The sequence below is a fragment of the Desulfurivibrio nitratireducens genome (assembly GCF_044068515.1).
In the GTDB taxonomy this organism is placed as follows: domain Bacteria; phylum Desulfobacterota; class Desulfobulbia; order Desulfobulbales; family Desulfurivibrionaceae; genus Desulfurivibrio.
The window spans coordinates 17069-30313 of the sequence record NZ_JBIPKI010000031.1; the positions used below are offsets into that span (position 1 = coordinate 17069).

Annotated in this window: 11 protein-coding genes, 1 tRNA gene and 1 other RNA gene; 4 read left to right on the forward strand and 9 right to left on the reverse strand. The window is 64.4% G+C overall.

Annotated elements, in window-relative coordinates:
- Positions 1–145: 145 nt before the first annotated feature.
- Both ACHHTY_RS08535 and ACHHTY_RS08540 read left to right on the forward strand, forming a co-directional pair.
- Positions 146–1765 carry a glucose-6-phosphate isomerase gene (locus tag ACHHTY_RS08535; protein WP_395493686.1) on the forward strand — a complete coding sequence of 540 codons (1620 nt, stop codon included), beginning with the start codon at positions 146–148 and terminating at the stop codon, positions 1763–1765.
- 141 nt (positions 1766–1906) lie between these two features.
- Complete coding sequence (locus tag ACHHTY_RS08540; RefSeq protein WP_395493687.1) at positions 1907–2725, forward strand: hypothetical protein; 819 nt, start codon at positions 1907–1909, stop codon at positions 2723–2725.
- A 2-nt stretch (positions 2726–2727) separates the two neighbouring features.
- Here ACHHTY_RS08540 and aroA read toward each other — a convergent pair whose 3' ends face one another.
- The 3 genes from aroA to aroD are packed head-to-tail and all read right to left on the reverse strand — an operon-like array spanning position 2728 to position 5557.
- Complete coding sequence (aroA, locus tag ACHHTY_RS08545; RefSeq protein WP_395493688.1) at positions 2728–4026, reverse strand: 3-phosphoshikimate 1-carboxyvinyltransferase; 1299 nt, start codon at positions 4024–4026, stop codon at positions 2728–2730.
- Positions 4023–4844 (reverse strand): shikimate dehydrogenase, encoded by an 822-nt coding sequence (locus ACHHTY_RS08550; RefSeq protein WP_395493689.1) that lies wholly within the window; start codon positions 4842–4844, stop codon positions 4023–4025. Before ACHHTY_RS08550 ends, aroA begins: the two co-directional genes overlap by 4 nt.
- Positions 4841–5557, reverse strand: a complete 717-nt coding sequence (aroD, locus tag ACHHTY_RS08555) for a type I 3-dehydroquinate dehydratase (protein ID WP_395493690.1) — start codon at positions 5555–5557, stop codon at positions 4841–4843. Before aroD ends, ACHHTY_RS08550 begins: the two co-directional genes overlap by 4 nt.
- A 348-nt stretch (positions 5558–5905) precedes the next feature.
- Between aroD and thpR the strand changes: the two genes are divergently transcribed.
- Positions 5906–6451, forward strand: a complete 546-nt coding sequence (gene thpR / locus ACHHTY_RS08560; RefSeq protein WP_395493691.1) for an RNA 2',3'-cyclic phosphodiesterase — start codon at positions 5906–5908, stop codon at positions 6449–6451.
- A 125-nt stretch (positions 6452–6576) separates the two neighbouring features.
- On the opposite strand, the gene ispD is transcribed toward thpR, so the two are convergent.
- The 6 genes from ispD to ACHHTY_RS08590 form a co-directional block, all read right to left on the reverse strand.
- Positions 6577–7851, reverse strand: coding sequence for a 2-C-methyl-D-erythritol 4-phosphate cytidylyltransferase (gene ispD / locus ACHHTY_RS08565; RefSeq protein ID WP_395493692.1), 1275 nt, complete (start codon positions 7849–7851; stop codon positions 6577–6579).
- 117 nt (positions 7852–7968) lie between these two features.
- Positions 7969–8332: RNase P RNA component class A (gene rnpB, locus ACHHTY_RS08570), an RNA gene on the reverse strand.
- Between the two features lie 176 nt (positions 8333–8508).
- A complete protein-coding gene (locus ACHHTY_RS08575; protein WP_395493693.1) occupies positions 8509–9243 on the reverse strand; it encodes a zinc ribbon domain-containing protein in 735 nt (244 codons plus the stop codon).
- An 88-nt stretch (positions 9244–9331) separates the two neighbouring features.
- Positions 9332–10192, reverse strand: coding sequence for a Nif3-like dinuclear metal center hexameric protein (locus ACHHTY_RS08580; RefSeq protein WP_395493694.1), 861 nt, complete (start codon positions 10190–10192; stop codon positions 9332–9334).
- A 307-nt stretch (positions 10193–10499) separates the two neighbouring features.
- A tRNA-Ile gene (locus tag ACHHTY_RS08585) sits at positions 10500–10576 on the reverse strand.
- A gap of 127 nt (positions 10577–10703) precedes the next feature.
- A complete protein-coding gene (locus tag ACHHTY_RS08590; protein ID WP_395493695.1) occupies positions 10704–11375 on the reverse strand; it encodes a nitrite/sulfite reductase domain-containing protein in 672 nt (223 codons plus the stop codon).
- A gap of 203 nt (positions 11376–11578) precedes the next feature.
- Between ACHHTY_RS08590 and ACHHTY_RS08595 the strand changes: the two genes are divergently transcribed.
- Positions 11579–13117, forward strand: coding sequence for a DNA recombination protein RmuC (locus tag ACHHTY_RS08595; protein ID WP_395493696.1), 1539 nt, complete (start codon positions 11579–11581; stop codon positions 13115–13117).
- Positions 13118–13245 lie beyond the last annotated feature (128 nt).

Genomic DNA, 13245 nt, shown 5'->3' on the forward strand with positions numbered 1-13245 from the left:
AGGGGCCTGCCTGGGTCGCCAGCCGCCAGCGCTGCGGGCCGCCAGCCGGCAGTTTGCGATAAAATAACTTTTAGCAAAAAAAAGACCTTGGGGCAAGGAGAAAGGAGCTTTGCCGGGCCCCGTCCAGCAGTGACAAGGAGGTGTCATGGTCAAAGGGGATGAATTGTTTGCCGATTTCAGCAGCTTTCCGGCCCAGGCGAAATTGCGGGAACAGGCCGCCTCGCCCCTCGATCTGCGGCCGGCGGGTGTGGTGACTCCCGAGCGGATTGGAGCTTACCGGGCCCGTGGCGGTGGTTTCGACCTGCTCTTTTTCGGCCAGCGGCTGGATGAAGAGGTCTTGAATGCCCTGCAGGAACTGGCGGATCAAAGCCGGGCGGTGGCCCAGTTCACGGCCATGCGCCAAGGGGCGGTCCTCAACCGTATCGAGGGTTTCGCCAGTGAAAACCGCCAGGTTCTCCATTGCAGTTGCCGGGACGTTTTCAGCTCCCGGCCCCGCGAGCCCCAATCCGCGGGCCAGGTCCGGGCGGAACTGGAAAAATTACGCCTTTTCCTGACCGATCTCGAGCAAGGGCGCCTGATCACTCCCCAAGGAGAACCCTACACCGGGATGATCCAGGTGGGCATCGGCGGTTCGGACCTGGGACCCCGGGCCCTCTACCTGGCCCTCAAGGCCTATGCCCGGCCCGGCCGCCGGGTCGATTTCATCAGCAACGTCGATCCCGATGACGCCGCCGCGGTCTTGGGCCGGCTCGACCTTTCCCGCACCCTGGTCAACGTGGTTTCCAAAAGCGGTACCACCCTGGAAACCCTGGCCAACGAGGAACTGGTCCGCCAGGCTTATCGCCGGGCCGGGCTCAGGCCGGAGGATTATTTCGTCGCGGTCACCGGCCAGGGCAGTCCCATGGACAATCCCCGCAACTACCTGCGTTCTTTTTATATGTTCGATTATATCGGGGGCCGCTACAGCGCCACCTCCATGGTCGGCTTGGTGATGCTGGGTTTCGCCCTGGGCTATGACGGGGTCATGGCCATCCTGCGGGGGGCCCACGGGATGGACGAGGTGGCCCAGGAGGGCGATCTCCGCCGCAACCCGGCCCTGCTCCTGGCCCTGCTCGGCATCTGGAACCGTAATTTTCTCGGCTATGAAAGCCTGGCGGTGCTGCCCTACAGCCAGGCCCTGGTCCGCTTCGCCGCCCATCTTCAGCAGCTCGACATGGAGAGCAACGGCAAATCGGTCAGCCGGCGGGGGCGGGAGTTGGCCTGGCAGAGCGGACCCATTGTCTGGGGGGAGCCCGGGACCAACGGCCAGCACGCCTTTTACCAATTGCTCCACCAGGGCACCGGCCTGGCCCCGGCCGAATTCATCGGTTTTCGCCAGAGTCAGTACCAGCAGGACCTGGTGATCCAGGATACCAGCGCCCAGGAAAAGCTGCTGGCCAATCTCCTGGCCCAGTCGCTGGCCCTGGCGGTGGGTCAGGCCGACGACAACCCCAATCGGCGTTTCCCCGGCAACCGTCCCAGCAGCATCCTCCTGGCCGACCGGCTGACCCCCGAGAGCATGGGAGCCCTGTTGGCCCTCTATGAGGCCAAGGTGGTTTTGCAGGGCTTTATCTGGAATATCAACTCATTTGATCAGGAGGGGGTGCAGCTGGGCAAGCGCCTGGCCAATCGCCTGCTGGCCCATTACGCCGCCGGGCGCCGGGGCCAGCCGCCACCGGCTGATCCCCTGGGGCGGGCCTTGCTGGAGGCGGCGGCGGTCCTGTAAATGTTTGGCTGTCCTAAGGCCGGCCGGCGCGCGGTCCCGGCGCCGGCGAGCTGAATACCACGATCAACCGGCCAGACTGGCGGGCCAACCCCTTGCCGCCGGGCCGCAAACCATGGAGGACCAGTTATGGGCAGAGCCGGTATGTTACTTTGGGCCCTGGGCCTCGGCGCCCTCTTGTGGCCGGCGCCGGGCTGGGCGGGCTTCATCCAGCATGAACGGGACGGCAGGCAGACCTACGTCCAGGAGGGCAAGATTCGCTCGGTGCCGGCCCAGGCCGATGAAATGTGGATGATTTTTGACCTCGAGGGCGACCAGATGACCATGGTCGACCCCGGCGGGCGCCGTTACGCCCAGGGCACCTCGGCGGAATATTGCGCCCTGGTCAACCGGATGATGGATTTCGCCTCTTCCCTGCTGGGGTCCATGGGGATTGAGCCCCAACCGGTGGGGGAGGCGGAAGTCGCGGTGCAAAAGGAAGGGCCCGGCGGCCGGATCGCCGGGCGGGCCACCACCAGATATTCGGTCTTGCAGGACGGCCGGCTTTTCGAAGAACTGTGGCTGACCGAAGAGCCTGATTTGATGAAGGAAATAGCGGGAGCCGGCAATGTCGCCTTCATGGATTGCGGCAGCGACAAGGGGGCGGTGGCAGTGGCCGGGGAGTACGTCGAACTCAGGAGCCGGGGTTGGCCCCTGCGGAGCGTGGTCCATTTCAACGGTGAATCCTATACCGGCCTGGACGTGGTCCGGATTGAAAGCCAAAGGATTCCCGCCCCGGCGTTTAAACCGCCGCCGGATTATCGCCGGGTGAGCCTGGAGGAGTTTTTTGAGATGGAGGCCCTGGAAGAATACGGCGCGGCCGCTCCCCCGCCGGTTCCCCGGTTCGAAGACGGACCGGGGATGGAGGAGATGCTGAAGGGGCTGGGCCTGGATGAACTCAAGCTCCCGGGGTTCGGCCGCTGATTTCAGGCCCCTTGCAGGCGGGCCAAGCGCTGCCAGAAGTCGGGAAATGACTTGACCACGCAAGCGGGGTTTTCGATCCGGATGCCGGGAACCGCCAGGCCGGCCACCGCGAAGCTCATGGCGATGCGGTGGTCGTTGTAGGTGGCGATTTGGGCCCCGTGGTAATGGTGGTCGGGGCCCCGGCCCTCGATGACCAGAAAGTCCGGGCCTTCCTCGGTGGCGACCCCGATCTTGGCCAGTTCCCGAGCCATGACCTGGAGGCGATCGCACTCCTTGATCCGTAGATGGGCGATGTTGCGGATCACGGTGCGGCCTTGGGCCAGGGCCGCCACCACCGCCAGGGTGGGCACCACGTCCGGGCAGTCGCCCATGTCCACTTCCACCCCCCGCAACGGGGCGGGGGCCGCCACGGTGATGCCCTGGTTGCCGCGCTCCACCCGGCAGCCCATCCGGGCCAGGATATCCACCAGCACTGCGTCTCCCTGCAGGGAAGGAGAGGGAACATTGGCCACCGTGACCCGGCCGCCGGTGACCGCGGCGGCGGCCCAGAAATAGGAGGCGCTGGAGGCATCGCCCTCAACCCGGTACTCCCGGCCCCGGTAGCATCCCGGGGGAATCTGGAACTGGTTGAGCTCGGGATTGGCGCCGGCCTCCACCCCGAAGTCTTTCATCACCGCCAGGGTCATGGTGACGTAGGGCTTGGAAAGAACCTCGCCCTCCACCTTCAGCTCGGCGGGCTCGCGGGCGTAAGGGGCGACCAGCAGCAGCGATGAAAGATACTGGCTGCTCTTGCCTTCCGGCAGCACGGTGGGTCCGCCGGCCAGCCCGGCGGCCTGGATCTCCAGGGGCGGGCAGCCGGTATTGTTGATGCTGCGGATTTTCACTCCCCAACCCTTGAGGGCGGTCATCAGCGGCTCGATGGGGCGTTCGGTCATCCGCTGGTCCCCATTGATCAGGAAAAAGCCCCGGCCCAGGGCCGCCACAGAAGTGAGAAAGCGGGTGGCGGTGCCGTTGTTGCCCAGGTAAATCTCGGTGGCCGGGGCGGCGATCCGGCCGCCATTGCCGTGCACCTGCCATTTGTCCCGACCTTCGTCGATGACGATTCCCATGGCCCGCAGGGCCTTGGCGGTGTAGTCGGTATCCTCGCTGGCCAGGGGGCCGATCAAGGTGCTTTCGCCCTTGGCCAGGGCGGCGGCGATCAGGGCCCGCTGGGTAATGCTCTTGGAGCCGGGCACTTCGACGGTGGCCTCGATGCGGCCGCCGTGGATGATTTCCTGCAGGGCTTTTCCTTGGTCCGTCATCTGTTTTGTAACTCCCTCAACAAGCTTTGCCGCATGATTTCCAGCGGGGCCTCCTGGCCGGTCCACAGGGTAAACTGGGCCGCCCCCTGGTATAAAAGCATGGCCAGGCCGTCGATGCAATGGCAGCCGGCCGCCGCCGCTTCCCGCAAGAGGCGGGTCTGCAGGGGGGCGTAAACGATGTCCATCACCACCGGAAAGGCGGCCAGGGCCGCGGCGGGCAGCGGGCTGACCTCGCTCTCCGGGCTCATGCCCACCGAGGTGGCATTGACCAGGGCGGCGGCTCGCTGTTCGGCGGCCTGGGCCAGGGGAACCCAGGGGCAGGCGAGCTGCTGGGCCAGGGCCCGACCCTTCTCCGGCGTGCGACTGGCCAGAATGATCTCGGCCCCGGCCTGCCGCAGGCCGAAGCCGATGGCCCGGGCCGAGCCGCCGGCCCCCAGGATCAGCACCGTGGCCCCCTTGAGTTCGAGGGCCTCGCTTAAGGCCCGGTTGGCTCCGAGCCAGTCGGTATTAATCCCGTGCAGTTCATGGTCCCGGCGGATGATGGTGTTGACCGCGCCGATTTGGGCGGCCACCGGATCAACCCGGTCCAGCTCGGGGATTACCGCTTGCTTGTGGGGAATGGTGACGCTGGCCCCGGCCAGACCCAGACTGCGGATGGCCGCCACCGCCCCGGCGGCATCGGGGGCGGGGAAGGCCACGTAGACCTTGTCCAGGCCGCGGGCGGCAAAGGCGGCATTGTGCATGGCCGGGCTCAGGCTGTGGCGTACCGGCTGGCCGATGATGCCGTAAACTTCGGTGGTTCCACTGATTTTCATCACTGCAGCAGTTCCTCGAGCTGGCGCAAGCGGGCGGCGGGCAGTTGGCCCGGGGCGGTGGCCGCCCCGGCGCTCTCGGCCGCGTAAGTCATGTAGCCCCCCAGGTAACCGGTGGCCAGGCGGCTGATCTTGCCCTGATCGCCCATGCAGAAGGCGATCAGGGGAAAGTCCAGGTCGGCGGCTTCCTCCAGCAGGCCCAGGACCCGGCGGACGTCGTGGGATGAGGCGGCCATGGTAACGATTTTGCCGATATCGGCGCCACTGCTTTTTTGCTGCTGGAGCACGGCGCTCAGGGTCGCCCCGGCCGGGGTGCCGGCGAAGTCATGCCAGGAAACGATCACCCGGCCGGGGCTGCCGCGGTCGCGAGCCGCGGCGATGACCTGGGCCCGCAGCTCGTGATCGGTTTCCAGTTCGATGTCGACATAGGCGCAACCGCTGGCCAGAGCGGTAAGCAGGGGGCGGATCCGCTCGTTTTCGGGACCGCTCGCCTGACCGCCTTCCCAGGTCGGCCGATTGGTGAAGAGCAGGGGAGTGGCAACTTCCCGGAGCAGTAGCGCGCTCGCTTCCTCGCGGGCGGCCGGATCGCTCAGGGCGTCAAGGCGGATTTCCAGTACGTCGGCCAAGGATGCCGCCGCCCGGGCGGCGGCGAGGGCGGCGCTGACCGTCGGGCGGGCCAGGGAAACACAGAGGCGATTGGGCGGAATCGGGGTTGGCATATTCTTGTCGCTGTTGCCTTGATTGGTTATGGTGGAGTTTGATGGCAAACTATATCATAGGCCGGGGGCTGTCAATCACGACCAGTCGGCAAAACCCTGCCGGTCCTCAGGGCCGCCCAGGCGGCGACAACTGATTATGGCCGGAGCCCCCTGGTTATCGCAACCTTTGACGCCGTCAACAATTGGCCCGGCGCCCAAAAAGTTTTGCAAACCATCAGGAGCCCGGAGGATCAGGCGACGGTAAAGGCCCCGGCAATCTAAGGGCTTACGGGGGCGGCCGGTGATGCCGGCCGGCCGGAATCGGCCGGACCTCGCCTTATTGCCGGCGACCATAGAGGAGCAAACATCATGTATCGTCTCTTTACCGCCATCGATTTGCCGGAGGCCGTGGCCGGGCGCCTGGCGGCCATGAGTTTCGGCCTGCCCGGCGCCCGCTGGGTGCCGGAAGAGCAGCTGCATCTTACCCTGCGCTTTATCGGCGAGGTGGACGGCGGGGTTTTTCGGGAAATCCGGGCTGCTCTGGCCGATGTCCGGGCCGCCGCCTTCCCCTTGACGCTGCAGGGGTTCGGCTGCTTCCCCCCCCGGGGGCCGGCCCGGATTCTCTGGGCCGGGGTGGAGCCGGGGGCCCCGGTGGCCGCCCTCTACCGCAAGGTGGAAAATGTCCTGGTCCGGCAGGAGCTGGCGGAGCCGGAAAAACGCAAATTCTTTCCCCATGTCACCGTGGCCCGCCTCCAGAATGTCCCCCCCGCCAAGCTTGGCAATTTCCTGGCCGGCAACAACCTCTACCACAGTGAAACCTTCATGGTGGAAGAGTTCCACCTCTACTCCAGTCAACTGACCTCCAAGGGCGCGATTCACCAGCGGGAAGCCACTTACCCCCTGGCAGAACCTTGACCTGCAGGTTGCCAGAATTCGTCAACCCGGCCAAAACCTGCCGGTGGTCCAGTTTGGGACCTCAAAAGAAGAATTGCGGTAAAGCTCGGGTCGTGGTCGGGCCTTTGGGCGCTATCGTCGAGCGATCAGGCCGGGGTGAGGAGGGCAATGGCGTGGGCGGCGATGCCTTCCTCGCGGCCGGCAAAACCCAGGCCCTCGGTGGTGGTGGCCTTGAGGTTGATCTGCTCCGGTGCCACCCGGCAGCCGGCGGCCAGGTTGGCCCGCATGGCCTGGTGGTGGGGAGCCAGGCGGGGCCGCTGGGCGATGATGGTAAGATCGGCATTGGCCAGGCGATAGCCGGCGGCGTGGGCCTGTTCGATGACCCGGGCCAGCAGCTTCAGGCTGGCAATGCCCCGGTATTGCGGATCGCTGTCGGGAAAGTGGCGGCCGATATCGCCGGCTCCCAGGGCGCCGAGGATGGCGTCGCAGAGGGCATGGGTAACGACGTCGGCATCGGAGTGACCGAGCAGGCCCAGGTGATGGTCGATCTTGACCCCGGCCAGGATCAGATCGCGGCCGGCCGTCAGTTGGTGCACGTCGTAACCGTGGCCGATCCGGGGCCCGGCGGGGAAGGCGGGGGCGGCAACAGGGGGGGCGGGCATGGTCTGGTCCTTGGGAGGTTGGGTCTTATGGGCCGGGCCGGCAGGGGTTGTTGCGGCAAGCAAGGCGGCGGCCAGGGCCAAATCTTCGGGCAGGGTGACCTTGAGATTGGCGGCGGATCCCGGCACCAGGGCCACCGAACAGCCGGTCCTTTCCAGCAGGGAGGCTTCATCGGTGCCGCTGAAACCGGCGGCGGCCGCCGCGCTTAAAGCCTCCTGGAGCAGGGAGAAACGGGCCACCTGGGGGGTCTGGGCCTGCCAGAGGCCTTCCCGGGCCACGGTGGCGGCGACCAGGGGGCGGGCCGGGGCCGCCGCTTGTTCCCGCTTCAGGGTGTCCTTGACCGGGACGGCGGCAATGGCCGCCCCGTGGGCCGTGGCCGCCGCCAGGCAGCGGCGGATCAGATCCGGGTTGACCAAGGGGCGGGCGCCGTCGTGGACCGCCACCAGGGCAAAATTTTGCGGCAAGGCGCTCAGCGCGGCCAGGCCCCGGGCCACCGAATCCTGGCGGGTCTCGCCGCCGTTGACCACCAAGGTGTCGGCAAAGCCGTGCCGGGCCAAAATCTCCCGGGTGGCCTCCAGGTATTCGGCCTTGCTGACCACCACAGTCCGCAGTATCTCGGGGACGGCGGCAAAAGCCCGCAGGCCATGGATAAAAAGCGGCGCCCCGGCCAGCTCCAGGAACTGCTTGGGCATGCCGCCGCCCATCCTGGTTCCGGACCCGGCGGCGGCAATAATGGCGGCGCAATCGGCAATTTTTTCCATGGCTGACGCCTTGAAAGGCTCCTGAAAAAGCGCCGCCGGGCGGCTATGCTCGAGGCTGCCGCCGGCGGCGTTCGCGGAAAGAGGCGGTACGGCCGAACGTTCGGCCGCCCAAAAAAATGATCGGGGCGGGCTGTAAGCCGAATTTTGTACCCTTGCGGGCCATGGTCATTTCTCTAAGGGCGCCGGTCGCCCGGCGTCTCTTGCGATCTACCCGGAAACTTCGGACGGGCCGTCCTCAAGCGTTTCCCTATTTGATCTTGCTCCGGGAGGGGTTTACCCTGCCTTGCCTGTCACCAGGCAAGCGGTGAGCTCTTACCTCGCCATTTCACCCTTACCGGTTGCCCGGCGGTATATTTTCTGTGGCACTTTCCCTGGGGTTGCCCCCGGTTCGCGTTACGAACCTCCCTGCCCTCTGGAGTTCGGACTTTCCTCCGGCGGCCGGGCTGCAAGCCAACCCGCCGGCGACCATGCGCCCGCCCCGATCGAAGATGAAAATTGCGCCGGCCGGGCTTTATGGGCCCTCAGCCGACTGGTTGATCCGGTTAACTGATTGTTTTACACCACCGCTTGCGGATCTTTGGCGCCATTTGCAACTGTGTTAATTGTAAGGCTTGGGTCCCTAAAAAACAAGGCCCCCCGGCCGGCGGCGGCGGGGGGCTATTTGGCGGTGGCCTTTTCCTTTTCCTCGGCAACCTGATGAAACATGATCCGGTTGCAGGTGGGACAGATCAGCAGCTTTTCCTCCTTGAGCAGATCATTGAAAAGCTGGGGAGGGATATTCATGAAGCAACCCCGGCAAACTCCGTCCTCGACCCCGACTAGGGCCAGGCCGTTGCGGCGCGACCGCAGCATGTCATACTTCTTGAGAATGGAAGGGTGAATGTCCTTGGCCTTGCTGGCGCGTTTTTTGAGGATTTTCTCCTTGCCGGCGGCCAGTTCGGCGCTTCTTTGGTCGGCGGCCGCCAGGTCTTCGGCCAGCAGCTTCTCCTCGCCGGCGCAGAGATTGTCCACGGCGGCGATTTTCTTGCCGAGTTCCTCCAGTTCCTCGGCAATGCGCAGCAGCTCATCCTCCCGCTCCTTATTGGCCTTCTTGGCATCCTCGCTTTCCTTGAGCAGGCTCTGGTATTCGCGGTTGGTCTGGATATTCATCATCTTGGCCTGCCGGTCGCTGATCTTGGCCCGATCTTCTACCAGCCCGGTTTCCAACTGCTGCTGACGTTCCGCCAAAGAGCTTTGCTTTTCCTTGAGCAGGCTGCTCTCCTCCTGGTATTCGGCAATGGTCTGGCGCCGCTTGTCCAGGCCGGAGGCCACCGCCGCCAGCTGTTCTTCCAGGTTGATGATTTCCAGGTCAATGGCTTGCAGGGCTTTCAGTTGGGCAATTTCGTCTTTCAAATTGGTGTCCTCGTGCGGTTACTGTTTAACGGTTCCAACAACGGTTTTATATATTGAATAACGGCAATTCATGTATAAGAGCACGGCCTCAAGCCCTTTCGGGGCCGGCTTGGCCAAATGATGCGCGGTAAAAGAGCCGGAAAGGGCTTTGCTGGAGCCGGCTGACCTGCAGGGGAACAGAGCCCCAGCCGGCGGCGGCCAGCTCTTTGCCGAGGCGGGCGGCCAGGGCCGCGGTGGCGGGATTTTCGCTATGATAATGACCGGCGTCCACCAGGCAAAAGGCGTGCATTTCCGCCCAACGGGCGGCGGCATGCTTGATTTCGGCTGAAACGTAGAGGTCCGCTCCCGCCTGGCGGGCGGTTTCGGCCAAATCCGAGCCGCTGCCGCCGCAAACCGCCACCCGCCGGACCATGGCCGGCAGGAGACCGGCCACCGGGACGGCTTCCAGGTTCAGGGCCTTGAGCAGTTCGAGGAGGAAATTTTCCCCGCTGAGGGGTTCCGCCAGATCGCCGATGCGGCCGAAGCCGAGGCTGCCCGGGGCGCTGCCCGGGTTTGCCGGCTGCAGGGGTTGCAGGTTGGTCAGGCCCAGGCGGCGGGCGAGAGCGTCGCTGACGCCGTCGTCGGCCACGTCGAGGTTGGTGTGGCAGGCGATAATATTAATTTCGTCACTGAGGGCGGCAGCCAGCAGGCGGCCGAGGGGTTGGTCCGGGCGGATATTTTTCAGGGGATGGAAGATCAGGGGGTGGTGGGTGATGATGGTGTTGCAGTTGAGGGTGCGGCATTCGTCGAGGAGCGGCTCAGTCGGGTCGAGAGCCAGGAGGATGCCGCGGACCTCCCGGCCTGGGTCGCCCACCATCAGCCCCACGTTGTCCCATGCTTCGGCTTGGCGGAAAGGGCTGAAGGCGTCGAGCAGCTTCAGCAATTTATTGACATCTAAAATCTCGGTCATGCCTCAGTCAACTTCATGCGTCGCGGGTCAAGGGCTGGCGCCTCGATTGGCCGCGGGCGTAAAAAAAGGTGCCGATCCCAAGGAGGTCGCACCTTTTATGGTTCCCGAGGCTTGGCTTGCCTGCCGGCAGGAAGCTTCGGGTATAATTGATGATTTTTTTCAATGTCAGCTTGCAGTGGCCCATTATCACAGTTTACCGGCGAAAGTTGACAAGCTCGCAAAAAAAAGCCTGGGCCGGCGACGGTTACGCCCAAAAATGCCCAGCGTGGCCAGTCGGTGGATCGCCTTTTGGGGAGCCGACAAAAGTTGGTGGGCCCACCTGGACTCGAACCAGGGACCGACCGGTTATGAGCCGGTGGCTCTAACCAACTGAGCTATAGGCCCATGTTGCATCGAAACTTCGAAAACCGGTATTTATAGCTGCTTGCCCCCGGTTTGTCAAGGAAGTTTTGTGCCGGCCGTTACAAGGACAATTTGGCCAGGTTATCCCGGGACCGCTGGCTTTCCGGCCTCAGCAGGCGGCCTGGCCGCAGACCGTTTGGCGAAAATTATCGAAGCCCACCCGGTCCATGAAGCGGCCGATTCGCTCCCCCTTTTTGCCCGCTTTGGCAAAGTAATCGATGATGGCGGCGGTTATTGCCAGGGCCTGGGCTTCATCCACATCGGCGATCAGCGGTTCGGCCAGGCGGGGCCGGGAGGCGGCGTTGCCTCCGACCACGATGGTCCAGCCCTTGGCCTTGCCGACAAAGCCGATATCCTTGACCGAACTCTCCCCGCACTGGTTGGGGCAGCCGGAAACCCCGATCTTGACCTTGCCCGGCAGTTCGTAGCCATGATAGCGCCGGTCCAGTTCGCCGGCCAGGCCCATGGAATTCTGCTGACCCAGGCGGCAGAGGGTGTTGCCGGGACAGGTTTTGATGCTGCGCACGCAAAGGCCCACCGCCGCGCCGGGAGTCATGTCGAGATCGCGCCAGGCCTGGTCAATTTCCTCTTCTTTGAGGCCGACAATGGCGATCCGGGCCGCGCTGGTGACCTTGATGGCGGCGCTCTGGTATTTTTCCGCCACGTCGGCAATCTTCCGCAGCTGCTGGGGGGTGATCAAGCCCAGGGGCAGATGGGGGACAATGGCGTAACTTTTTTTGTCGCGTTGCAGTACCGCGCCTTTTTCACCGTCTTTAAGCATGTTTTACTCCCTGATAAGTATTATGAATATTAATTTTGACTCTGTTCCTTGCTAAGAGGTCCGGCGGTTGCGAACCCTGGGGGATTAATCTGCCGTTTTTGGCGGCAAAAGTCAATACGGTGTCCCTGTTCTCCGCTTTTATGGTAGGATGTTTTCGACTTGCGGGGGGTGTTTACCGGTCCATTGATCTGTGGGAAAATCCTATGTCTTCATTGGTTTATATCCTGGCGGGCGTTTTCGGCGGAATCCTGCTCGGCGGGGCGGCCAGCTGGTTTTCCTGGCGGCAACAGGCGCTGCGGCGCGAGGAGGTGCTGGCGGCCCGGCTGGCGGAGGAGGCCCGCCAACAGCGCCTGGCCGACCAGAACCTCTGGGAGGAGCGGTTGGCCGGGCGGGATTTCCGCCTTAATGAAGCCCAGGCCGAAATCGCCCGGTTGCGCGACAAAATTGCCCGGCTGCAGGAGGCCAACAGTCTCCTGACCGGCAAGGTGGCCGAGTTGGGTGCCAGCCTGGCCGGGGAACGCCAGGTCACCGTCGAGAAGCAGGCCCTGCTGCTTGCAGCGCGCCAGGAACTGGCCGCCACCTTCAAGGCCCTTTCCAGTGATATTTTTCAGCAGAACAGCCGGTCGTTCCTCGATCTGGCCAAGTCGGCCTTTGGTCGTCTCCAGGAAAAAGCCACCGGCGACCTGGAGCAGCGCCGCCAGGCCATCCAGGAAATGGTCCAGCCCTTGCGGGAATCCCTGGCCAAGGTTGACGACCAGTTGCGTCAGGTGGAAAAGGAGCGGATCGACGCCTACGCCGGCCTCAGCGAACAAGTGAAGGCCCTGGCCACCAGCCAGGCCCGGCTCCAGGGGGAGACCGCCAACCTGGTCCGGGCCCTGCGGACCCCCAACGTGCGGGGGCGCTGGGGCGAGATCCAGTTGCGGCGGGTGGTGGAAATGGCCGGGATGGTGGAGTATTGCGACTTCATTGAACAGGAGTCGGTCCAGGGCGCCAACGGTCGTTTGCGCCCCGATCTGTTGATCAAGCTGCCCAATCACAAGCATATCGTGGTCGACTCCAAGGCCGCCCTTTCCGCCTATCTTGAAGCCCTGGAGGCGGAAGATGAGGAAACCCGTCGGCGGAAAATGGCCGAACACGCCCGCCAGATCCGGACCCACCTGGGCCAGCTTTCCTCCAAGTCCTACTGGGAGCAGTTTCAGCCCAGCCCCGAGTTCGTGGTCCTCTTTCTGCCCGGCGAGAATTTTTTCAGCGCCGCCCTGGAACAGGATCCCGAACTGATCGAATTCGGGGTTGCCCAGCGGGTTATCCTGGCCACCCCCACCACCCTGATCGCCCTGTTGCGGGCCGTTTCCTACGGTTGGCGCCAGGAAAAAATCGCCGAGCATGCCCACCGGATCGGCGAATTGGGCCGGACCCTTTATGACCGCCTTTGCGTGCTGGCCGCCCATTTTCACGCGGTCCGGCGGGGTCTGGCCGGGGCGGTGGAGTCCTACAACAAGGCGGTGGGATCCCTGGAAAGCCGGGTGCTGGTAACGGCCCGCAAGCTCAAGGAGCTTGATCCCGCCCTGGACCGGGAACTGGAAGACCCGGAAGTTCTCGATATCCAGCCCCGGCTCCTGCACCTGGCCGATGAAGATCGGGCTTCCGGTCGCGGGGAGGAGAGCGCCGGGGAGGGTGGTGCCGGGGATAACAGGGAAACGGAGTTTAAACGGGGGGATCTGACCCATGGCGAAAACAACTGAACCGGGCTATCCGGGCCTCGCCGCCGCCGGGGAGCTGGCCCATGATCTCTCCTTTGGGATCGAAACCCTGCGGATCCGGGCCGAGCGTGGCCTGATCGCCTACCGGCACCAGCATCACGCCGAGATTC